We start from the raw sequence: 23297 nt of genomic DNA, 5'->3' as shown, positions 1-23297 counted from the left end.
ATAACTCAAGCGTAAGGTGAAAACGCCTTAAGATACATTTGTCGTGCGTGAATGTTGTTAATTTCACGCATTTCCCTTACTCTACTTATTACATTGATCCGACCAGTTAACAATAATGACAAATAAAATCTACACTTTTGGTGCAACCAATTATAAAAATGAAACCATTGATTTTGCTAAATATAAAGGTAAAACATTGCTGATCGTCAATACGGCGAGTGCTTGTGGCTTTACTCCGCAATACGCTGGTTTAGAGACATTGTTTCAAGAATATAAAGACAAAAATTTTGAAATATTAGCTTTCCCATGTAATCAATTTGGTAAGCAAGAAAAAGCTGAAAATAGTGAGATCAAAAAGTTTTGCGATCTCAATTTTAATATTTCATTTGAGCTTTTCAGTAAAATTGAAGTCAATGGCGACAACGCACACCCACTTTTCCAACATTTAAAAGCTCAGGCGCCTGGCATTTTGGGCAGTAAAGGCATTAAATGGAATTTCACTAAGTTCTTGGTTAACAAGCAAGGAGAGGTGATCAAGCGTTATAGTCCAACCACTAAGCCGGCCGATATTGCCAATGATGTCGCTGCTATACTGTAATCAAACTTGACGGCTATAAAAATATGATTGAGTAATAAGCCATTGAACCAGGCTTGTTACTCCTATTCGCACACTTAACTAACTTACTAAGCTAACTTACTTAGCTAGCTTATATAGTTAACAGGTTAAAAACCTTCAATTTGGCTGATATTAGACTTTAACCCTGCTCTGTAGTACTCACAGTTACATGCTTTTCACTTAAGCTTTCACTTCAATATGTTTCAGTTTTAGATGACTTAATTGTCAACAGGTTATTTTAATTCCTAATGCGTATAAGCTCTGCCGCTCGATACTCTAAACTTAAGGTAGTGACGGTATATTTTTATATCTTGTCACCATGCTGTGTTGGTTACTTAAACATATTAAAGATAATTACAATAGCGGGGAGCTTGTATGAGTGTTATTTGGAAGAACCATGCTGACCGATTGATCACATTAATTAACAGTAATAATGAAAGCGATGCTCATTTATATTTGGAGCAATTAATGCTGTTTCCTGTCGATATTCAAGATAAAATTATTAGTGATGTTAGTCGTTTAAAACATTGTAACACCGACGAAGTCGCCAGTATCATTAATCGATATATGATGTTTGAAATGAAGTAAATTTTAGGCTTTTACTAACACTTATTAACACGCATGTGTGTTATTAAGTGTTAGTTATATTTCACAACATATAACAATAAAATAAACGCCCTATCTCATTGCATCATTTATTAGCTCAGTAAGTGTATAAGTCGCTAACTGTTTAAGTCACTAACTGTTGATCACGCAGTTGTTTAATTTCATCACGTACTGAGGCCGCAAGTTCAAACTCTAAGTTTTGAGCATGAGTAAACATCTTATTCTCTAGCTCTTGTACTTTGGCATCAATCTCTTTCGTCGTTAGCGAATCATACTTACCTGCCGGCTCTGCTGCTTTTAATGCGGCCTCAGCACGGGTTTTACCGCCATCAAGATCCATGACATCAGCAATAATACGTTTAACACCACGTGGCGTAATATTATTATCAAGGTTATATTGGTGCTGTTTCGCGCGACGTCGGTCAGTTTCGTCAATCGCTTTACGCATTGAACCTGTAATACGCCCAGCATACAAAATTGCTCGCCCGTTAATGTTACGTGCTGCTCGCCCAATCGTTTGAATAAGTGAACGTTCTGAACGTAAAAAGCCTTCTTTATCCGCATCTAAAATGGCCACTAATGACACTTCAGGCATATCTAAGCCTTCGCGTAATAAGTTAATACCAACAAGCACATCAAATTTTCCTAAACGAAAATCGCGAATTATTTCAACTCGTTCCACCGTATCAACGTCAGAATGTAAGTAGCGCGTTTTAACTTGATGTTCATCTAAGTAATCCGTTAAATCTTCCGCCATTCGCTTGGTTAATGTTGTCGCTAATACGCGTTCATTAATTTTCACGCGCTTGCGAATTTCAGACAATAAATCATCTACTTGCGTTTCAACCGGACGAACTTCAATTTGCGGATCAAGTAAGCCTGTAGGTCGTACTACTTGCTCAGCAATTTCGCCTGCTGACTTTTCAATTTCATAATTACTTGGTGTTGCAGACACATAAATAGTTTGTGGTGATAAGGCCTCAAACTCTTCAAATTTCATCGGGCGATTATCAAGCGCTGAAGGCAACCTAAAACCGTACTCAACTAAGTTTTCTTTACGTGAACGGTCACCTTTGTACATAGCACCAATTTGCGGCACGGTAACATGCGATTCATCAATAATTAACAAACCATCACTGGGTAAATAATCAAACAAGGTAGGTGGAGCCTCTCCGGCGCCTCGGCCTGACAAGTAACGCGAGTAGTTTTCAATACCTGAGCAATAGCCTAGCTCTGTCATCATCTCAATATCAAACTGCGTACGTTGAACTATGCGCTGCTCTTCTACCAGCTTATTGTTTTCTTTTAACTGTGCGGATCTATGCTTTAATTCAATTTTTATATTTTCAACCGCGGCAAGAATTTTTTCTCTCGGTGTGGCGTAATGGGTTTTAGGATAAACCGTAACACGCGCCAATGTGCGCTCAACTTCACCGGTTAATGGGTCAAAAACACTAATCCGCTCAATTTCTTCATCAAATAACTCAACACGCAAAGCCATACGGTCTGATTCTGCTGGGAATATATCAATCACGTCACCGCGTACACGATATGTTGCTCGCTGAAACGCCACGTCGTTACGTGAATATTGTAACTCTGCTAATCGTCTTAAAATGTCGCGTTGATTAATAATGTCGCCAACACTGATGTGCAGCATCATTTTTAAATATGAATCGGGATCACCCAAGCCGTATATGGCTGATACTGATGCAACAATGATAACGTCTCGACGCTCTAATAATGACTTAGTAGCAGATAAACGCATTTGCTCTATATGTTCATTTACAGAAGCATCTTTTTCAATAAAAGTGTCCGTAGTGGGTACATAGGCTTCAGGCTGATAATAATCATAATATGAAACAAAGTACTCAACAGCATTGTTCGGGAAAAACTCTTTCATTTCTCCATAGAGTTGCGCTGCTAAAGTTTTATTAGGCGCCAACATCATGGTTGGGCGATTTAGTTTTTCAATAACATTGGCAATGGTATACGTTTTACCTGAGCCCGTTACACCTAAAAGCGTTTGGTGCGCTAGGCCTGACTCAATACCATCAAGCAGCTGTGCGATTGCCGTAGGTTGATCACCGCTAGGAATATAATCGGAATGTATTTTTAATGCTTTCATCAAACAACAACCTCTTCCGGTAAGCTATCTTTTTTGCATTGTTTAGCAAACAAGGTATACGAAATCACTGCCATTACAACGTTGCCCAGTAACGCACCAATAAAAAAACCTTCTAGTCCAAACCATAAGCTGCCCAGATAAGCCAAAGGTACATAACAAACAAATAAACGAATAATACTGAGCGTAAGAGCAACCATAGGCTTATGCAGGGCGTTAAATGACGAATTTGTTAAAATAATCACGCCTTGAAAGCCATAACCTAAAGGTAAAATCCAAATAAAGAGCTTAATAATATCTGCTACGGCTTGTTCTTTAGAAAACACCTGTGCAATAAATGGTGCTGCTAGTACTAAGACAAGATAGATAAATACCTGCCAAGCTAAAACAAATTTTATTGATGTTTTATAACCCTCTTCAACACGCTTCATATTGCCAGCGCCTAAATTTTGGCTAATAAATGGCGGTAAGGTCATCGACAATGCCAGTACGACTAAGCAAGCAATTGATTCAATTCGAGAGCCGACACCAAATGCAGCAACAGCGGAAGCACCATAATTTGCAACTATTGCCGTCAGTACAGCAGCTGCAACAGGTGTTAACATATTAGCACCAGCAGCAGGTAAACCGATATGTAGAATTCCACGTGCTGAGCTAATAAAGTCTTTAATGGTCATTAAGCCGGTATGAATCAAACCTCTTTTAGCTGCTAAAATATATAAAACATAGCCAGAGCCAAATATCCACGATACTGAGGTTGCTATAGCAGCCCCTTGAATTCCCATCGCGGGCACAGGGCCGAAACCAAAAATCAAAATAGGATCTAATACCGCATTTATCAAACCCGCACTGCCCATAATTAAACTTGGCGTTTTGGTATCTCCTGAGGCACGTAAAACCGCATTACCTATCATAGGGCCAATCAAACAAATACAGCCTAAAAACCAAATATCCATGTATTGATGAATTAACGGTAACAGCGCCTCATTTGCACCCAAAAGCAAAAAGGTTTCATCAATATACAAGTAGCCAACAACCGCCAAAATACCGACAATTATCGCGGTTAAATATAAAGAACTAGTGGCTAGATTTTTTGCTGACGCTTTATCTCCTTTGCCTAATGCTTTAGCAATAACCGCTGAGGTGCCTATTCCTAAACCTATGGTTAAACTGATCACGGTAAAGGTAATGGGGAAAGTAAAGCTAATTGCTGCTAAAGGCTCAGTACCTAATAAACCAACAAAAAAAGTATCAACGAGATTAAAAGTCATCAATAGAATCATGCCGTAGATCATTGGAATGGTCATTGACTTCAATGTGGGGGCAACGGGATCTTCGAGTAAATTAATTTGGCGGTTTTTTTTAATTTCGGTCATTAATAACTTCAAAATAGATAATAAAGCGAATGCTTCAACCATTGTAAAAGATAGTGCTAGGACTCGCTACGTAAATATTTTATTTCGACACATAATAGTGCCATTCTTAGAAATACTTATTGACTTATAAATAATTTAATTCACCTGTTATAGATAGAAATACACAACAAACGTGACAAATATCACTCTTGCACAAAAAACGCACGAGCATGGTCATAAACACCACAATAAACCACTAACTAACTGTTATTAAAGAAAATTACACACTTGGATAATAAAGAGCAACCTTGCTACAAGCCGCATTCTACTGTTCATTGTACGTAAACTTACACTTTAACTCACATAGTTATCCACAGAATAAGTGGATAACTATGGTTTATATCCTCAGTTAAATCGAGCTGAGCATTTATTCAACAAAATATGAGTATTTTTCCTCAACAATGGCTGCAATTTAAGCAAACAGTCAATAAAATGATTTTTTTCTAAATTTTGTGTTGACAGTCTGACATGCTGCCTTTAATATTCCGCCCCGTTAGCCGATAGCGGCTTTCAAAACAATTCCTCAATAGCTCAGTTGGTAGAGCAACGGACTGTTAATCCGTTTGTCCCTGGTTCAAGTCCAGGTTGAGGAGCCAAATTTAAAAGTAATGGCTAGTAATTTAATTACCAGCGGTTATATTAAAAAGAACAATTCCTCAATAGCTCAGTTGGTAGAGCAACGGACTGTTAATCCGTTTGTCCCTGGTTCAAGTCCAGGTTGAGGAGCCACATTAAGAGCATTGCTCTCTTCCCTGATAAAGGAAGTAAAAGTTTTATTCCTCAATAGCTCAGTTGGTAGAGCAACGGACTGTTAATCCGTTTGTCCCTGGTTCAAGTCCAGGTTGAGGAGCCAAATTAAAGAAACCTGCTTTTAGCAGGTTTTTTTTCGCCTAAAATTTAGTGAAATTAATATTACGCCTCAATAGCTCAGTTGGTAGAGCAACGGACTGTGCTGTTATAAAAGTCAGCGTCTGCCCCTGGTTCAAGTCCAGGTTGAGGAGCCACATTAAAGAAACCTGCTTTTAGCAGGTTTTTTTTCGTCTAGAATTTGATGCTCGTTGTTTGGTAGATATTAACTGTAATGCGCAATAACTCAGTTGGTAGAGCAACGGACTGTACTCTTATGAAAACAAGCGTTTGTCCCTGATTTAAGTCCAGCATTGATAGTGAGCCACATTAAAGAAACCTGCTTTTAGCAGTTTTTTTTCACCTGAAATTTGATGCTCGTTGTTTGGTAGCTATTAACTGTAATGTGCAATAACTCAGTTGGTAGAGCAACGGACTGTGCTGTTATAAAAGTCAGCGTTTGCCCTGGTTCAAGTCCAGATTGAGGAGCCACATTAAAGAAACCTGCTTTTAGCAGGTTTTTTTTCGTCTAGAATTTGATGCTCGTTGTTTGGTAGATATTAACTGCGACATTCGATAGTTTAGTTGGTGGAGCAACAATTAATCGTAATTGAGTCTGATGACGTTATTCTTGATGTAATTAATCTACCTAAAAGGTAGGATACTTTAATTTACAGAACCATTTTATGGACATTTATGCAGTATAAACTTAAGCTTTCAAACAAAAATATCACTTTTAGCTAGTACTTTCTAACTTGGCAACGAACAAGTTCTTTGCTGTTTAAAATGGCATAGAGGTTTTAGTATGACTAAAGGCCATATAAGAATAAGTTATAAAACTGTTTTTTCAAATTTAAAAAGTCTAGAGTCTAGTTAACGTTCTAAAATAACACTCAGCAAGGATAGATTATGTATTTACGAATAAATGTGGTCACATTAATTTTTATTACCGTTTTACTCATCACAACATCAGGTTGTACATCATCGAGTTATGGTAACTCTTTTACTCCTGTTCAAAAAAATCAAGCATCAAATCAATATACCTTAAAAATATATACCGGCGGTTTTGCAGGACCAGAGTATGCAAAAAAAGACTTAGATGTAGAAGCTAAAAAGTTTATAGCCCTTCATGATGAATATGTTGATTACAAGATTATTTCATCTAGCTTTCAACTAATACCTTCTGGTGTGACATTTATTGTTGAGTTCATAAAAGAAGGTTAATGTGGGTGATACACCTATGAAATTAAATCACAGCCTGGAAACTTGATTAATTTTTCTGAATTGAATGGTTTGGTGGCACAAAGAAGCAGCAATGATGCCATTGCTGCTCTGGTTTTAAAGCGCTGTATTCAACGAGCACTAAGGCTCCCCTACTTTAGCGATAACCCTTTGATTAACGTTTAAACTCTGAAGTTTTGCTCCACTGTGGCCAAACATTTTCATGAGATAATTCATAACCAATTTCGAAGAACGCTTGCATATCTTCAACAGCACCGGAAAGGTCCCATTGCTCACTGTATTCATCACATGCGTTGTGGTAACACTTAGCTAAAATTGGGTCTAAACTTGCTCGTAATGCCTTTGTAGCTTCATCAACGGGCTCTTTACCACTTTTAGCATAAAGCGCTGGTACACCAATGTTAGCGAAAGCAAAATGATCTGAACGATAATAAATGCCTGCCGCTGGACGAGGATCTCCTGAAATAACGCGACCTTGTTTCTTCGCTGCCACGGTTAAGTAATCATCAAGCTGTGATTGCCCCAAACCGTAAACGGAAACATCTTTACTGCGGCCATTAACATTTAATGCATCCATATTAATGTTAGCAACTGTTTTCGCTGCTGGGATCACTGGGTTTGCTGCATAAAACTTAGAACCCAGTAAACCTTGCTCTTCAGCTGTTACCGCCATAATAGTGATTGAACGTTCAGGTGCTACTGGTAGCTTAGAGAAAGCTTCAGCCACTTCAATCAACGCTGCAGTACCAGAAGCATTATCAACAGCACCATTATAAATTTGGTCACCGTCTTTACTGGTATCTTTACCTAAATGATCCCAATGGGCTGTATAAAGAATATGTTCATCAGGTTTGCTACTACCCGGTAAAGTAGCAATGAAGTTATATGATGTTGACTTTTTAACGGTATTTTTAACGGCAACAGACGCGGTTAAGTCACCCATATCAACATGATAACTGCCTTTGGCGGCTTTTGCTTTTGCCTCTTCAAAATTCAAACCTGCATTTGCGAAAAGCTCTTTTGCCACATCGCTATTAACCCAACCTTCAACTGCAACGCGTCCTTTATTAAGGTCTTCACGTACGAAACCAAATTGTGGCCCTGTCCATGAGTGCTCTACTACTGACCAACCATATGATGCCGGTGCGGTTTCATGAATGATAATTGCCCCTTCTGCACCTTGGCGGCTTGCTTCTTCATATTTATATGTCCAACGACCATAATAAGTCATGGCATTACCGTTAAATATTGCTGGATCTTGGGTCGCAAAACCCGGATCGTTTACTAAAATAACAACGGTCTTACCTTTAACGTCAAGTCCTTCATAGTCATTCCATTGATACTCAGGTGCATTAACCCCATAACCAACAAAAACTAATTCAGAGTCTTTAAGCTGTTCAAAATCACTAATACGGCTAGAGCCCATGACCATATCATGACCATATTGATAGTCTTTACCACCTATGGTTAAGGTCATTTCTGGAGATGCTTCAATTGAGACCATAGGCACGGCTTGTAAAAAACTATCGCCATTACCAGGTTTGAAACCTATCGCAGTCAACTGCTTAGTTAAATAATCAAGTGTCAGTTCTTCACCTTTACTCGACGGTGCTCGCCCTTCAAATTCATCAGAAGCTAGCACTTTAATATGTTCGGTGAGTTGTTCTTTATTAATGCTGTTATAACTTGCTGTTACATCTGCAGCACTATTACTTTTAGCACTATTACTTTTAGCAACATTTTCTGCCCCACAGCCAAACAAGACAGCAGAGGTAAGTAGGGTAAAAGCTAAGGTTTTTTTCATATTTTTATTCTTAAGTTGCGAATGGTGCAACGATTATAAACAAATACAGATGCAATTAGGTAGGTCTAGCTAATAAATTTATCCACGCTAATAACCACAGCAAAATCACGGTATATTTTTAGTCAAACTACTTTTTTAGCTTTGCCATACTAAGCAAGCACTGCTGCGGAAAATATGCGCAAGCTGTGAGCTTACTTTTTGATATAAATCATATTTGCTGATGTTGAATGTTGTTACTATGCTAACGTTTTTAATCAATGGGTTACATGTTATGCCACTATCTCGTAAAAGAAGCGTTCAGCACAAAGTTCATATTCCATCTTCAGCCCGTGAAAACCAGTATTTACTGGCTAAGTTTACTGTTACAAATAAATTAATCGAGAACCTTGTTGGTGCGATTGATCACAAAAGTGAACAACCTTTTCTCGCCTTTTATAAGAAACTCTCCGTATTGTTTTTTAAAATTAACGACGAACTCGATATTGAAAGTGGCCAGTTTGTTGCTAACGACAAATTTACCCGTATTCGCTTTAGCCCAGAAAAATTAACCGCGCAAACAGCACAGCAAATTTTGTTTTTGTATAACTCTCGCTACCATTACAGCCAAAACGCTTACTTTGATGCCAGCAAAAAAGCCAATAAAATACACCTAGTATTTTTATCAAACGGTGATGATGTCAGACATAACTCTGCAATATTCCACCAAAAAGTTGTACAAGCCATTGGCCAATTTACAGAGCAAACAGGGCTTAACGTGCAAGACGTGCGAATTTGTGATCATCAGCACTTAACTTACGATTTATTTGCTAAAGATAAAGGCGTACAGGGTAATCAAGTTCATAAGCTTCGTAGTATTTCTAATCGCTATGCTGCTGATGATATTACTCTACCTAAAAATACTGATGAATTAACTTACTCCATTGTTGATATGCCGATTAATCGTCGCTTGCGAAACATTGTGCCTTTAGACCATAGTAATGGCGAAAACTACAGCCCACTTTACAGCTTTATTTCTGACGCATTTGTCGATGCGGCAGAAAAGCATAATTTGCATAATGGTGCGGTTATTGCGAATGGCTTAGTGCCCATTGTTCGCCGTAGCGATGATGAAATGGCTGCAGTTAAAGGTGAGCTTTACATGCTGGGATACAACCCTAAAAATAACAATGGTGGCTATGTTTGCAAGTGGGTAGCCGATAAACTTGTTGACAGTGTTCAGCTTATTTTTGTGGCAAGTGAGCAAGATAAAACTAGCCATGGCTACGGTAAATTTTTAATGCAAATTGAGCATGCGCTGCATAGCATTGCTCAGAAGCTCGAATATGTGAATAACAAAGAAGAGTTAACCGTTCGCTTTCATCAACACCTTGGTTTTTATCAAGAGTAGTATAGAAATATTATAAAGCTATGTGATTGAAAAAATAAAACGCGCTCACCGCGCGTTTTTTATGTCCACCCTAAAATTAAAGCCGCTAGCGAATGGCCCAGAACTTAATCTCTTGCTCAGAAAGAAATGTTTCTGCATTTTCTCCTTGCATTAACGCTAGTGTTGCCAATATTCCGGCCTGAATGCATTGAGGGGCAACTACAGTGATTGAGCGCGGTGCCTGTGCTACAGGCCAACCTGTTTTTGCATTTAAAATATGACTATAGCGAATATTATTTCTCAATAAAAAACGCTTAGCATCACCACTGGTTGCTAACGCGCCTGAAAGTAAACTAACAACCATAGGTTTGCGATCAATAAAGCCTGGGTGCTCAATACCGACTTGCCATGGTGTATTGTCTTGACGAGGTTTATTCGCGGCTAAATCACCACCTAAATTGACTAATATCGGTAATGAGGTTAACTGCTCAGCAATAAGTAGCGCTCGGTCAACGGCGTATTCTTTCCCGATCCCACCAAAATCTAACTCCATGTTGGCAGGTAAAGTGATCTGCTGCTGATCAAACTGTACTTTTTCCCAAGCAATATTTTGCAGCACTTTTTGCACGTTAGCTTCATTAGGAATGTTATCGCTACCGTCAAAACACCAGACTTTGCGCAATACTCCTGAAGTGATATCAAACACGCCTTCGCTTAGCTGATAACAAGTATCAGCAAAGTTCAATAATGCAAAAGTTTCTTGATCAATTGCGATTGATTGCCCGCTACTGTTATTAATAGTCGAGCAAACACTGTTGGTTTTATAGCGAGAATATTTATCTTCAATACGCCAAACTTCATCTGCAACAAGCTGACCTAAAGTTTGTGCTAGCTTTAGGTCACTGCCTGCAACAAGAATTTCACAGGGGCTGGCCATGGCATCAAAACGCATGCAATGACCATCTGCCGTCGCTAAAACTTCAACTGATCTTTTAATCTTTTTTGACAAATCGCTTCCTTTACACCTGTTAGGCATAATGACTTATACCAACTCATTTAAGGCGTTACAAGTTACCCTTTATAAAGGCACTGCTTGGCAAAACTCACTGTTCAAGCTTTGATACGGTTACCAGCGCGTCCTTGCGCAAAGTGTTTTAAAATAAAAGGCTTAAAATGAATAACTGACTTGCGCAATAATCGCGTCAACACTTTCATATATATCAGCACTTTCAAGCGCATCAGGAGCTTGATAACCTGCATTTTTCGGATTTTGTCGATAATACTCTAGCCTAAACGATAAATCATTACCGTCACTCAATTTCATGCCGTATTTTAAACCAACCGTATAAGCACTCATTTCACCAATACGGTAATCAGCACTCGCAAACATCGGCATAGGGTTTGATTGCATTAAAAAAGGGCGATAAAAATCAGCAGCCGTTTGTTGATAAAAGCGCAAATGCGGCTCTAGGTAACTAGTGCTCGATAATGGCACTCGTAGTTTTGAGTCAATCGTGTGAGAGTCTATCTCCCAGTCATCCCACATATAACGATAAGAAACATCAATTACATTCTGTTCAAAGTGGTATTTGGTTTGGGCAAATAAGCTTTGTTTTACACGGCTATCAGGTCGACTCTCATAAAGGTAATCTTGTGCATAACCATTACTATCAAGCAAACTTAATACTTTAAATGGATCACTTAAATAGCCATCAACCTTGGAATACGAGTAATTAAATTGCATTAACATTCTGCGGTTAATCACTTGGGTAAAACCTAACATAATATCAGCAGTGGTTTTGTCATCACTATCAGTTAGGCGTGTCGCATCAAACAGCGCTTTATTCCCGTTTTCATCACTACCGAAAGCTGATGGCATGCTAGCAAAAGCGACGGGAATACCACCTTCAGGTTCAAATGTATCTTGAAAATAGCTTAACCCTAATGAAAACGTTGAGTTTTTATTATTAAAGTCATAAGCCAAATTGCCATTAATGCCTAACGATAAATAGTCATATTCTTTAGAAATATGTATACCTGCACTACCCGTATAATTTTCAGCCAACGGTTGGGTCCATTGTGCATTTAATTGCACCCGAGTATCTTTAAAAGTATCGTCAAGTGGTGTGGTGTTTTTATCCGTTTGATAACTGCCTTTGCCAGATGGACGAGTAAACGTTTGTACATTAGGTTGCGCGGTAGCGCCATTGGCTGAAGCACCGGTTAATGAATCAATAGTCAATTTGAGGTTAAGCACTTGATCATTTTCAAAGGTTTTTTTCGCATTAATAATTGCTTCTGCAGCTGACACTCGGTCGCTTTCACTGTAGTACAAAAATGCAGTATCAAAATCCCAAGATGATAGCTCTGCAACTTTTGATGATTCTTGCGCATGACCCGCAGCAGGTAACGTTCCTAACAACGCGGTTGTGGCAAGTGTTAGTGCTGCTTTAATATTCACTGGGCTCTTTTTTTTAGTTAATTGCATCCGCAACCTCCGCCACCAAAGCTTTTTCCACCGCTTGATGCTTCTTTACTAAAATAAATATGATCATCAAGTGCTGCATCTAAAGGAGATGATGTTAATGCCATTTCATCTTTTGCTAGTAAGTCACGCTCCCAAGGTTGAACACCTAATGAAGAACAACCACTAGCGAGTGATACTGTTAATAATATTACCGAGTAGCAACGTCTACTAACACGATAAGGCTTAAAATATGATCGGCTCATAACCCTTTCCTTACTATTGATTTAATAAAGCAGTAATTTCTGCTTCATAACTTTTAATTTTATTGCTGAAAAAACCACTGTGGCTTTGTCGTATTTTGCCTTCTCGGTCTATCAGCATACTGCTTGGCATTCCCTTAATTTTAAAGTGCCGCGCGATATGGCCCTTAGGATCGTAAATCACTGGAAAGTTTGCGTTGTTACGGGTTAAAAACGCCTTTGCTAATGAATGCTCAGCATCAAGATTAACACTGATAACAGCAAAGCCTTCATGCTGATGTTGTTGCTGCATTTTATTCATCCAGGGGAATGACTTACGACATGGCACACACCATGAAGCCCAAAAATCAAGATAAACCACCTCACCTTTGTGCTGCAATAACACCGCTTGCAAGTCAATCTGTGACTGCGTTAAAGCTTCATTTTCAGCACTGTGTACCGATAAACTAATACTTAAAAGCAAACCTATCGTAAGATTAATTAATACCTGGCCTACTTTGTTAACAGCACTTAGTTTTGTAAAACTGAACCGTTCAATCATTGTTATTTGTATCTAGAGATATTCTACTATCCAATATAAGGGTGATTTCTTAAGGCAAACTTAAGGCTGGCTTAAGAAAAGAAATCTTTTATTACGCTATAGCATTCATTAGGATAATATAGCGAAAAAATAGCCCCAAAAGCTGTATTACAAACATTAGCTCTCTAACATTTAGGTAAAATACTCTTGATTGATATCACCTTGCTCAGCCTATTTATCCCAACATTTTTTATTGTCAGCTTAACGCCTGGCATGTGTATGACACTTGCAATGAGCTTAGGTATCACCATTGGGGTAAGAAAAACATTTTGGATGATGTACGGTGAGCTATTAGGCGTGGCGACCGTTGCGGTTGCCTCTGTGCTAGGTGTTGCAACAGTCATGACTAAATTCCCCGAACTATTTCAAGCCTTTAAAGTGCTAGGGGCAATGTATTTAGCTTACGTCGGGGTTAATATGTGGCGAGCTAAGGGTCAGCTTGCAAAAAACGCAGAACAATGCCCAAAAACTATTAAAAAACGTAGTTTATTTCAACAAGGATTTTTTACTGCAATTGCCAACCCTAAAGGCTGGGCATTTATGATCTCTCTATTACCGCCATTTATAAACGAAACATTACCATTAGCTCCTCAGCTTGGCATTTTAGTTGCGGTAATATTAATCTCTGAATTTATCTGTATGACGATCTATGCTACCGGCGGAAAAACTGTCGCAAAGCTACTAACGCAGCGAAATAACGTGCAATTACTCAATAAAATATCAGGTAGTTTGATGATTTTGGTCGCCATTTGGTTAGCAAGTAGCTAGTTATTGCGCTACCCCATTGCCTAGTTGCCACCCCACTTTACTGTTCTGGCAATTAGCAATGGCTATTTGCTGTAAACATAGCCCGAACGTAGTTTAACTACGATAACTGACGGCTTAACTACGATAACTGACGATGGTGAGCATTTTTGTCTGTGTTTGGTTATCAGCCATGGTAAAGGTTAACCATAGTTTCCAGGTCATTTGCTCAGCAGAACAACTACCAACCAAAAGTTCTGCTAAAAACACTTGTTGAGTAATTGCCGTTGCATGCTGCGAAGTCTGTTGCTGAATACTTGGTATTTTAACTGCCCTGCGTTTATCTGACGCTAGTGCCGGCTCCAAAAAAACAGGTATTTTTCCCATAAACATCTCAACACCTTCCATATAGCCGCTCACCGTTTTAATACGATTAGTACCGGTATAATTAATTGACATGTTAAATGCCTGTTCAGCGATTATTTTCTTAACATCAAATAACACTTGAGCACGACCATCAGCCAATTCAAAGTCGCATTGGCTTTGTAATTCAAGGCACTGCATTGCAACAGGATGCGTCGCATCAGTGGCATTTATTCGCTTATTTTGACTGTTGTCATTACAAGCACTTAACATTATCAACAGCAGTAAATATAAAAACGGTTCAAGTGATTTTCTACGGTTTGTCATTAATAAGACCTAAGGCGCTAAATAAGTCGCTATGATACCTAAAACACAGTGATATTTATCACTTTTTTAAGCCTTGTTTTTGATTTGAAACAAATCTGCTTGAATTGGCATTCGTTATAATTAATCCAGTATCCGACTTTACACATTCAAGCTCGTTTAAAAGACTGTAGGCAACAAAATGACAACATGTATTAAGGTAAAACAACCTAACATCAAATACGTAGACTGTGATAATTGCTCCATGCAACCGATTTGCGTGCCATTAAGAGCAGGAAAAACAGAAGTGTCGATCATGGACAGTTATTTGTCCAGACGTAATACGGTTAATAATTCAACACCACTATTTCGCGAGAAAGAAAGTGCCGATGCAATATACGCGGTATGTGCAGGTAGCTTTAAGCTCACAGAAATATCATCAGAAAATAACGAGAAGGTCATTGGCTTTCGTTTTCCTGGCGAATTAATTGGTGAAGATGCTATTCATACTCAACACTACAATTACAATGCCGTAGCGGTGGGCACAACTAGCGTGTGTAAAATAGATTTAAAAGAGCTCAATGAATGCGGAAAATTGCTGCCCGAGCTGCAATTAAACTTAATTTCTTTACTCAGTAAGCAAAATTCAATGCTACGAGAAGAATTTACTTCTGTGGTGGCTAAACATACTGCCGAAAGTTTATTAGCGGCATTTATTCTCAACATGCTAAAACGAAATGCCCAATACCAAGAAAGTGAAACTAAACTGCATTTGCCGGTTGGGCGTGATGTAATTGCCAATCATTTGGGTTTTCGTCGAGAAACGCTTAGCCGTATATTTTCTAAATTCCAGCAAAAAGGTTTACTAACGATTCATGCAAAAGACATGGAAATCTTAGACTTAGAGGGATTAAAGAATATTGCCTATGATTAATTTAGTCGCACTTTCATGGTGCGACTTCTCATTTAAGCAAGATGTAATGACCTCTTCATACTCAAACTCATTGAGTAAAATTCAAGCATAAGTTAACTCGCTGTTTTCACAAAAATAGCCTACTTTTAATAAGAACAATCTATTGATACAGCAATAATTTCTATCTTAAGAATCACTTATCGGACAAGATTAAAGCTACTGCAATTTATTTGTTGATTTAAATCAAGCTTTACGGTTGATTTATGTCATGGCCGAAAGGTAAAATTGCATTGAATTTGAAACAACTCACTACAGATTGTGACAATTATCACGGCTTCTCAGCATTTTTAATAAAAAAGCCTGTTTTTTATAAAAAATGCAAAATTTAACCTAGTAACGGAACAATAAAAATGACAACAACGCTTGATCATCCGTCCTATAACTTCAAAGTGGTGCGTCAATTCACCATAATGACAGTTATTTGGGGGATCGTTGGTACTCTAGTAGGTGTTCTTATTGCAGCACAATTAATTTGGCCTGCATTAAACTTTGAAACACCTTGGTTAACCTATTCTCGTCTTCGTCCACTGCATACCAATGCGGTAATTTTTGCTTTTGGTACCAGTGCACTGTTTGCTACATCATATTATGTGGTGCAACGTACATGTAAAACTGCCCTCTTCGGTGGAAAATTAGCCGCTTTTACATTTTGGGGCTGGCAAGCCATTATCGTTCTTGCCGTGATAACTTTGCCACTTGGTTACACATCAAGTAAAGAATACGCAGAGCTAGAATGGCCGATTGATATTTTAATCGCGGTTGTCTGGGTCAGCTACGCTATTGTATTTTTTGGTACTTTAGTTAAGCGTAAAACCTCACATATTTATGTTGCCAACTGGTTCTTTGGTGGTTTCATACTTACCGTAGCTGTATTGCATATAGGCAACAGCATGGTGATCCCAGTATCAATGTTTAAATCCTACTCTCTATATTCTGGTGCTATCGATGCCATGATGCAGTGGTGGTATGGACATAACGCCGTAGGCTTCTTATTAACAGCTGGTTTCTTAGGTATGATGTACTACTTCGTACCAAAACAAGCTGAACGTCCAGTTTACTCGTACCGTTTATCAATCGTGCATTTCTGGGCACTTGTTTCTCTTTACATTTGGGCTGGTCCTCACCACCTTCACTACACAGCTTTACCTGATTGGGCACAATCTGTGGGTATGGTTATGTCTATCGTATTATTCTTACCATCTTGGGGTGGTATGATTAACGGTATTATGACGCTATCTGGTGCATGGCATAAGCTTCGTCATGACCCTATTCTACGTTTCCTAATTGTTTCATTATCTTTCTACGGTATGTCTACGTTTGAAGGCCCAATGATGGCAATTAAATCTGTAAACGCACTTTCTCATTACACTGACTGGACTGTTGGTCACGTTCACTCAGGCGCGCTAGGTTGGGTTGCTATGGTATCAATTGGTGCTATGTACCATTTAATTCCAGTGCTATTTAACCAAGGCCGTATGTACAGTATTCGTTTAATCAACATTCATTTCTGGATGCACACAGCGGGTATCGTTTTATACATAGTAGCAATGTGGATTTCAGGTGTAATGCAAGGGTTAATGTGGCGTGCGGTTAACACTGACGGTACCTTAACGTACAGCTTTGTTGAAAGTTTAACAGCGTCATACCCATTCTACTTCATCCGTTTTGTTGGTGGTGTATTAGTGGTTGCAGGCTTTATTTTAATGGCTTTCAACATGTTCAAAACTATTGGCGCTAAAGACGGAAGTCTTAAGCCAGTTGAAGCAGCTTAAGGAGCCAGACCATGATCAACAAACACGAAAAAGTTGAAAAAAGCGTTGGCTTATTCTTTATCTTCACTATTTTTGCTATCAGCATCGGTGGTTTAGTTGAAATTACGCCATTATTTTTCCAAAAAGCGACAACAACGCCAGTGGATAACTTACGCCCTTACACAGCTTTAGAGATGGAAGGTCGTGATATCTATATTCGCGAAGGTTGTAATGTATGTCATAGCCAAATGATCCGTCCTTTCCGTGCGGAAACAGAGCGCTATGGTCATTACTCAGTTGCCGGTGAAGGTGTATGGGAACATCCACATTTATGGGGTTCAAAACGCACAGGGCCAGATCTAGCTCGTGTTGGCGGTCGTTATAGTGACGATTGGCACCGTGCGCATTTACTTGACCCTCGTTCTGTTGTACCTGAGTCAAATATGCCTTCGTTTAAATGGTTAGCTGAAAATACCCTTGATGGTGAATTAACAGCGAAAAAGTTATCAACATTTAACTTCTTAACACGTAATCGTAGCCATAAAGACGAGCAAGGTAATGCTATCCCTCTTTACTCTGAAACTGATATTGCTGGTGCAAAGAAAGCAGTTAAAGGTAAAACAGAAATGGATGCATTAATTGCATATCTTCAATCTCTTGGTCATGCGTTGAAATAATGATGATGGACTACGGCACGCTTAGAGGGTTAATTGCCCTATTAATATTGGCATTATTTATTGTCATTGTGGTTTGGTCATATTCAAAAAAACGCAAATCAGCGTTTGATGAAGCGGCGAATTCAATTTTCGATGAATCAAGTGAATTAAAACACAACGACAAAAATAACAAACAGGAGACTAATAATAATGTCTAGCTTCTGGAGTATTTGGATTACTGTTCTTACTTTAGGCACACTAGTAGGTTGTTACCTATTATTGCGCTGGTGTTTAAAGAACTTTGCAGGCGTTGAAGAAGGCGCGTCTATGGGACATACCTTCGACGGCATTGAAGAATTAAATAACCCACTACCAAAATGGTGGAGTACGTTCTTCTTATTAACAATCATTTGGGGTTTTGGCTACTTATTGCTTTACCCTGGTTTAGGTAACTTTGAAGGCTTATTAGGTTGGAAGAGTTCGAACCAAGGTATCTTGAACTTATCTGAGTCCAAAGCGAGTGTTGCTAACGCTAAAGAATCTGGCATGTTAGTTCAGTACGACCGTGAAGTTGCGGCGGCTGACGAAAAATATGGTCCAATTTTTGAAGCTTACGCGGCGCAGAGCATTGAAACCTTAGCGGGTAATGAAGAAGCATTAAAAGTGGGCCAACGTCTATTTTTACAAAACTGTTCACAATGTCACGGCTCTGATGCCCGTGGTACAACAGGCTTTCCTGACCTAACCGATAAAGATTGGTTATACGGTGGTTCACCTGAAATGATCAAAGCTACAATTATGCATGGCCGCAAGGCTAATGGCATGATGGCTTGGAGTGCTGCATTAGGTGGTGAGCAAGGTGTTAAGGAAGTGGCTGCATTTGTACTTAGCCTAAGTGGTCGTGAAGTTGATACAACAGCCGCTGAAGCAGGTAAAGTGAAGTTTGCTATGTGTGCTGCTTGTCATGGCCCTGAAGGTAAAGGTAGTGCTGAAATGGGCATTCCATTAGGTGCACCAAACTTAACAGACAACGTGTGGTTATACGGTGGCTCTCCGCGCGCAGTTGAAACATCAATTGCTAACGGTCGTGCTGGTGTAATGCCTGCTTGGGATAAAATCCTAGGTGAGCAAAAAGTTCACGTGATCAGTGCTTATGTTTACAGCTTGTCACAAAATTAATAGCTAAAACTTAACGGGTTCATCTCCCTTTAAAAACAAAACCTTAGTGTTTAATTACACTAGGGTTTTTTATTACCTTAAAGAAAATTAAAGTTAAGAAAATTAACACTTTTTTAATAGTTCCTGTTTAAGAAAAGTCGTATAATGTCGGCACTATCTGCAAAGAAGAAAATCACATGAAAACATCTTGGTATCAAGAGCCTTGGGCATGGCTTGTATTTATTTTGCCTTTTACTGCTGTCGTTGCTGGTATCGCTACTTTTATCATTGCTAATACCAATCCTGACACGCTAGTGGTGGGTGATTATTACAAAAAAGGTAAAGCGATTAACCTTGAATTAGGTAAAATTAAGCAGGCACAAAAGCTTGGTATGCGCTTTGGACTAAAGGTAGTTGATGATCAACTGATTATTCGCCCTACCGGTATCGAAAAAGAATTCCCATTACTCAATGTTAATTTTTATCACCCAACACTGGCTGATAGAGACTTTTACTTAGCGCTAACCGCTGATGGTAATGGCAACTTTACTCATCACTTTGAAGCTGACCAAGATATATCAGGTAAATGGCGTGTCACGCTTAGCCCATTTGAAGATCACTGGAAAATTCAATCAGTAATCACTTTACCTCAATCTGAATTTATCGATATTACACCAAATCCTGCTGTCGCAAATTAACGAATTTTTATTAATGGGTATAGGTTAATGAGCATAAATTGTTTTCATTGTGGTGAACTTGTCCCCAATGGTATTGATTTAACAACAACTATTGAGAATATCAAGCAGCCGATGTGCTGCATAGGTTGCCAAGCGGTTGCCCAAACTATTGTCGACAATAACTTAACCGACTACTACCGCTTTCGCAGCGCTCCTGCTCAAAAAGGCGAGGCACTTATCCCTGAGCAGTTACAACGTAACAAAATACTCGACGAAGAAAGCTTACAAAATGAATTTGCTTATTACCATGATGGTTTTAAAGAAACCATATTAACCATTGAAGGCATCAGTTGCTCAGCCTGTGCTTGGTTAATAGAAATGCAAGTAAGCAAGCATGTTGGCATTAATAAAATAAATGTTAATGCCACAACACAAAGAGCAACCGTACAATGGCAAGAAGCGCAAGTAAAACTCAGTGAAATTCTGAGCTTAATAGATAAAATTGGTTATCATGCCCTGCCCTTCAAAGCCAGTACCGCAGAAGAGCTCAATAAAAAACAAGCTAAAAACTTTATTAAACGTTTAGGTATATCTGGCATATTAATGATGCAAGTGATGATGATCGCCTTTGGTTTATATTTTGGTGCTTTTTCTGATATGGCCGATCACAATTTAGTCTATTTACGTTTTGCCAGTTTTTTCTTAACCGTACCTATTGTTACGTATGGCGCCTTCCCTTTTTATAAAAGCGCTTACTTTGCCCTTAAAGCTAAACAGCTTTCCATGGATGTACCCGTATCTATTGCTATTAGCCTTGCTTTTCTAGCCAGTACTTGGGCAACGTTCACTCAACAAGGTGAAGTCTATTTTGAATCTGTTTCGATGTTTACTTTCTTACTGTTAATTGGCAAATTCCTTGAATTTAGAGCTCGTACCCGAGCTGCTGATGTCTCAGCAAATTTGTTAAAGTTAATGCCGATGACAGCAACAAAGCTCGTTGATCACCAAGAAAGCTTTATCGCCGCTACCCATCTAAAGGCTGAAGACATCATTCTTATTAAGCCGGGTGAAACCATCCCGGCTGATAGTGAAATTATTTCTGGTAACAGCCAAATTAATGAAGCTATGCTGTCTGGTGAGCAGCTGCCGCTACACAAAAGTGAACATGATATTATTTATGCCGGTACCATCAATGGTGATGGCAACTTAACAGCGAAAGTAAAACACAATAATCAAAAGTCATTCTTAAGCCAGTTAATTCGCTTAAGTGAAAGCTCGCAAACCCACAAACCTAAACTGGCAAAATTATCGGATAAGATCGCACAATACTTTGTTGCTTTAATTCTTGTTACCGCTTCTTGTACTGCATTCTATTGGGCGCAGCACCAACCTGCAGAGGCATTTTGGATCACGTTATCAGTATTAGTGGTGACATGTCCTTGCGCTTTATCATTGGCAACGCCAACCGCATTAACTTGTGCTACTACTCGCCTAAATCGTGAAGGTATTATGGTTAAATCTGGGCATGTTTTAGAAGCCATGCCGAAGATTGATGCTGTTGCATTTGATAAAACAGGTACCCTGACCACAGGCGAGTTTACTATTACAAAAGTCGTTACTCATGGCAGGTTTGCTATTGACCAGAACACTGAAGGTAAAGCACAAGTGTTAGCGATAGCAGCCGCGCTTGAGGCACACTCTGCTCACCCTCTTGCCAAGGCCTTTAGCTGTTATCGAGATTTCAAGCAAAAAGCGTCGCAAGTTGTTATTGCTCCAGGCGCCGGTATTACTGGAGAAATTGCTCAACAACATTACCGTATAGGTAAAAATTCATGGCTGTTGCAAGAAAACCAACAACAAGCTCACAGTGCGCAATGTGTTCTGATGGAGAATGATAGCTTAGTCGCTGAATTTTACTTACATGATGGTTTACGTGATGATGCCACAGATTTAATCAACTTCTTACATGCTGAAAACGTTAAAACGCTAATGTTATCTGGTGATCACTTAGCTGGCTGTAACAAATTACAAAGCCAATTACAGTTAGGTGATGTGCAAGCTGACTTATCAGCACAAGATAAAGTTAACGCCATTAAACAACAGCAAATAACTCACACTGTCGCCATGATTGGTGATGGTGTGAATGACAGCCCGGTATTAGGCGCTGCACATTTGTCTATCGCGATGGGTAGCGGCACAGATATCGCAAAAAGTGGGGCTGATGTTATATTGCTTAATAATAAATTAGCGTCAATTCAAACATTAAGAAATGTTTCTGAACGTACAACCCGAATTATTAAACAAAATTACCTTTGGGCATTTGGTTATAATGCAGTTGTATTACCATTGGCTGTTATGGGTTACATTGCCCCTTATATGGCGGTTATTGGCATGTCTGCCAGTTCAATACTTGTTGTCAGTAACTCTTTAAGGTTGTTAAAAAAATGAGTGTAATTTATGTCTTAATCCCGATAGCAATTTTACTTACCATTATTGGTATTTATCTATTTTTTTGGGCGGTAAAAACAGAGCAGTTTGATGATTTAGAAAAACAAGGCATGAGCATTTTATTTGATGATGCCAACGATAAAACCGCTAATGAAATCAGTGAGCAAAGTGATAAGGTAACGGCAAATAAGCAGAGTGAAAAGTCATCCCATGAGCCTTGATTTTTTCTCTGCTTTTATTATTGGCTTATTAGGCTCTGGGCATTGTATTGTAATGTGTGGTGGTATTAGCACTATGCTCACTACCGCTATATCAGATGTTGCCAAGCAGAAGAAACACCTCATCGTTTTTGCTTATAATTTTGGTCGTATTGCCTCTTACAGTATGATTGGAGCGCTAGTTGCTTTTACCAGTTCAATGGCAACAAAAGAAATTGGCTTTCCCGTTGCGTTTTTAAAGACAATTGCTGGGGTTTTTCTTATCTTATTAGGGCTATATCTAGGACAATGGCTAATGTGGCTAAGTCACGTTGAGCATTTAGGCAAAAATATTTGGCGTTATATCTCACCACAAACTAAAAAATTCATCCCTATTAACAACATTAAAAGTGCCTTCGCCCTTGGCGCATTATGGGGTTGGTTACCCTGTGGTTTAGTCTATTCAACCTTAACTTGGGCATTGGCTAGCGCGGATGCAATGAATGGTGCCCTGATCATGTTTTTCTTTGGGCTAGGTACTTTACCTGCTCTACTTTCAGTATCACTCGGAACTTTAAGTATAAAATCGTTATTAAGTAATATTATATTTAGAAAGTTAGCTGCCATTTCAGTGATTATATATGGCTTTTACACTATATATATTGCTTATCTATAAAACTTCTAATATGATTTATGTCATTAA

General features: G+C 38.9%; 22 protein-coding genes and 3 tRNA genes. 17 read left to right on the top strand and 8 right to left on the bottom strand.

From position 1 onward, the window contains the following. Positions 1–115 precede the first annotated feature (115 nt). Complete coding sequence (locus B0169_RS04245) at positions 116–598, top strand: glutathione peroxidase (RefSeq protein WP_077284714.1); 483 nt, start codon at positions 116–118, stop codon at positions 596–598. A 393-nt stretch (positions 599–991) separates the two neighbouring features. Continuing rightward, positions 992–1204, top strand: coding sequence for a hypothetical protein (locus B0169_RS04240; protein ID WP_077284713.1), 213 nt, complete (start codon positions 992–994; stop codon positions 1202–1204). Between the two features lie 142 nt (positions 1205–1346). Here B0169_RS04240 and uvrB read toward each other — a convergent pair whose 3' ends face one another. Beyond that, positions 1347–3347, bottom strand: coding sequence for an excinuclease ABC subunit UvrB (gene uvrB / locus B0169_RS04235; protein WP_412842110.1), 2001 nt, complete (start codon positions 3345–3347; stop codon positions 1347–1349). Next, entirely contained in the window at positions 3347–4720 is a 1374-nt protein-coding gene (locus tag B0169_RS04230) for an MATE family efflux transporter (protein ID WP_077284884.1), read from the bottom strand. Before B0169_RS04230 ends, uvrB begins: the two co-directional genes overlap by 1 nt. A 559-nt stretch (positions 4721–5279) precedes the next feature. Between B0169_RS04230 and B0169_RS04225 the strand changes: the two genes are divergently transcribed. The 4 genes from B0169_RS04225 to B0169_RS04205 all read left to right on the top strand — a co-directional run bounded on the left by B0169_RS04225 (position 5280) and on the right by B0169_RS04205 (position 6829). Next, positions 5280–5355, top strand: a tRNA-Asn gene (locus tag B0169_RS04225). A 57-nt stretch (positions 5356–5412) separates the two neighbouring features. Beyond that, positions 5413–5488: transfer RNA gene (locus tag B0169_RS04220), tRNA-Asn, on the top strand. A gap of 48 nt (positions 5489–5536) precedes the next feature. After that, positions 5537–5612 (top strand) — tRNA-Asn (locus B0169_RS04215). A 902-nt stretch (positions 5613–6514) separates the two neighbouring features. Beyond that, a complete protein-coding gene (locus tag B0169_RS04205; RefSeq protein ID WP_077284711.1) occupies positions 6515–6829 on the top strand; it encodes a hypothetical protein in 315 nt (104 codons plus the stop codon). Between the two features lie 172 nt (positions 6830–7001). Here the strand turns inward: B0169_RS04205 and B0169_RS04200 are convergent, their stop codons facing one another. Beyond that, positions 7002–8651, bottom strand: a complete 1650-nt coding sequence (locus B0169_RS04200) for a M28 family metallopeptidase (protein ID WP_077284710.1) — start codon at positions 8649–8651, stop codon at positions 7002–7004. Between the two features lie 238 nt (positions 8652–8889). Here B0169_RS04200 and B0169_RS04195 point away from each other — a divergent pair, with 238 nt between their 5' ends. Next, on the top strand, positions 8890–10038 hold the full coding sequence (locus tag B0169_RS04195; RefSeq protein ID WP_235838461.1) for a DUF3083 family protein: 1149 nt from the start codon (positions 8890–8892) through the stop codon (positions 10036–10038). An 85-nt stretch (positions 10039–10123) separates the two neighbouring features. On the opposite strand, the gene B0169_RS04190 is transcribed toward B0169_RS04195, so the two are convergent. From B0169_RS04190 to B0169_RS04175, 4 genes are all read right to left on the bottom strand, one after another. Beyond that, positions 10124–11026: an FAD:protein FMN transferase gene (locus B0169_RS04190; protein WP_328589004.1), complete on the bottom strand. Its 903-nt coding sequence runs from the start codon at positions 11024–11026 to the stop codon at positions 10124–10126. 159 nt (positions 11027–11185) lie between these two features. Then, positions 11186–12505 (bottom strand): DUF3570 domain-containing protein, encoded by a 1320-nt coding sequence (locus B0169_RS04185; protein ID WP_077284708.1) that lies wholly within the window; start codon positions 12503–12505, stop codon positions 11186–11188. Then, on the bottom strand, positions 12496–12747 hold the full coding sequence (locus B0169_RS04180; RefSeq protein WP_077284707.1) for a DUF4266 domain-containing protein: 252 nt from the start codon (positions 12745–12747) through the stop codon (positions 12496–12498). Before B0169_RS04180 ends, B0169_RS04185 begins: the two co-directional genes overlap by 10 nt. A gap of 13 nt (positions 12748–12760) precedes the next feature. Next, positions 12761–13207, bottom strand: a complete 447-nt coding sequence (locus B0169_RS04175; RefSeq protein ID WP_235838459.1) for a TlpA disulfide reductase family protein — start codon at positions 13205–13207, stop codon at positions 12761–12763. A gap of 264 nt (positions 13208–13471) precedes the next feature. On the opposite strand from B0169_RS04175, the gene B0169_RS04170 reads away from it, so the two are divergent. Next, positions 13472–14092: a LysE family translocator gene (locus B0169_RS04170; RefSeq protein WP_077284705.1), complete on the top strand. Its 621-nt coding sequence runs from the start codon at positions 13472–13474 to the stop codon at positions 14090–14092. Between the two features lie 114 nt (positions 14093–14206). On the opposite strand, the gene B0169_RS04165 is transcribed toward B0169_RS04170, so the two are convergent. Next, a complete protein-coding gene (locus B0169_RS04165) occupies positions 14207–14758 on the bottom strand; it encodes a hypothetical protein (RefSeq protein ID WP_077284704.1) in 552 nt (183 codons plus the stop codon). A gap of 178 nt (positions 14759–14936) precedes the next feature. Here B0169_RS04165 and B0169_RS04160 point away from each other — a divergent pair, with 178 nt between their 5' ends. The 9 genes from B0169_RS04160 to B0169_RS04120 all read left to right on the top strand — a co-directional run bounded on the left by B0169_RS04160 (position 14937) and on the right by B0169_RS04120 (position 23270). Next, positions 14937–15668 carry a Crp/Fnr family transcriptional regulator gene (locus tag B0169_RS04160; RefSeq protein ID WP_077284703.1) on the top strand — a complete coding sequence of 244 codons (732 nt, stop codon included), beginning with the start codon at positions 14937–14939 and terminating at the stop codon, positions 15666–15668. Between the two features lie 389 nt (positions 15669–16057). Next, complete coding sequence (ccoN, locus tag B0169_RS04155; RefSeq protein WP_077284702.1) at positions 16058–17479, top strand: cytochrome-c oxidase, cbb3-type subunit I; 1422 nt, start codon at positions 16058–16060, stop codon at positions 17477–17479. A gap of 11 nt (positions 17480–17490) precedes the next feature. After that, positions 17491–18135 (top strand): cytochrome-c oxidase, cbb3-type subunit II, encoded by a 645-nt coding sequence (gene ccoO, locus B0169_RS04150; RefSeq protein ID WP_077284701.1) that lies wholly within the window; start codon positions 17491–17493, stop codon positions 18133–18135. Next, on the top strand, positions 18135–18332 hold the full coding sequence (locus B0169_RS04145; protein WP_412842109.1) for a cbb3-type cytochrome oxidase subunit 3: 198 nt from the start codon (positions 18135–18137) through the stop codon (positions 18330–18332). Before ccoO ends, B0169_RS04145 begins: the two co-directional genes overlap by 1 nt. Beyond that, positions 18325–19293 (top strand): cytochrome-c oxidase, cbb3-type subunit III, encoded by a 969-nt coding sequence (gene ccoP, locus B0169_RS04140; protein WP_077284700.1) that lies wholly within the window; start codon positions 18325–18327, stop codon positions 19291–19293. The genes B0169_RS04145 and ccoP overlap by 8 nt, the downstream gene beginning before the upstream one ends. Positions 19294–19469: 176 nt before the next feature. After that, on the top strand, positions 19470–19970 hold the full coding sequence (locus tag B0169_RS04135) for a FixH family protein (protein WP_077284699.1): 501 nt from the start codon (positions 19470–19472) through the stop codon (positions 19968–19970). Between the two features lie 27 nt (positions 19971–19997). Beyond that, positions 19998–22397, top strand: coding sequence for a heavy metal translocating P-type ATPase (locus B0169_RS04130; protein WP_077284698.1), 2400 nt, complete (start codon positions 19998–20000; stop codon positions 22395–22397). Beyond that, positions 22394–22618: a cbb3-type cytochrome oxidase assembly protein CcoS gene (gene ccoS / locus B0169_RS04125; RefSeq protein WP_077284697.1), complete on the top strand. Its 225-nt coding sequence runs from the start codon at positions 22394–22396 to the stop codon at positions 22616–22618. The genes B0169_RS04130 and ccoS overlap by 4 nt, the downstream gene beginning before the upstream one ends. Beyond that, entirely contained in the window at positions 22608–23270 is a 663-nt protein-coding gene (locus B0169_RS04120) for a sulfite exporter TauE/SafE family protein (protein ID WP_077284696.1), read from the top strand. Before ccoS ends, B0169_RS04120 begins: the two co-directional genes overlap by 11 nt. The last annotated feature ends 27 nt before the right edge of the window (positions 23271–23297 follow it).

Source organism: Cognaticolwellia aestuarii (genome assembly GCF_002000025.1).
GTDB lineage: Bacteria > Pseudomonadota > Gammaproteobacteria > Enterobacterales > Alteromonadaceae > Cognaticolwellia > Cognaticolwellia aestuarii.
The sequence above is the reverse complement of the archived record's forward strand: the minus strand, read 5'-3'. Positions and strand labels throughout refer to the sequence as shown.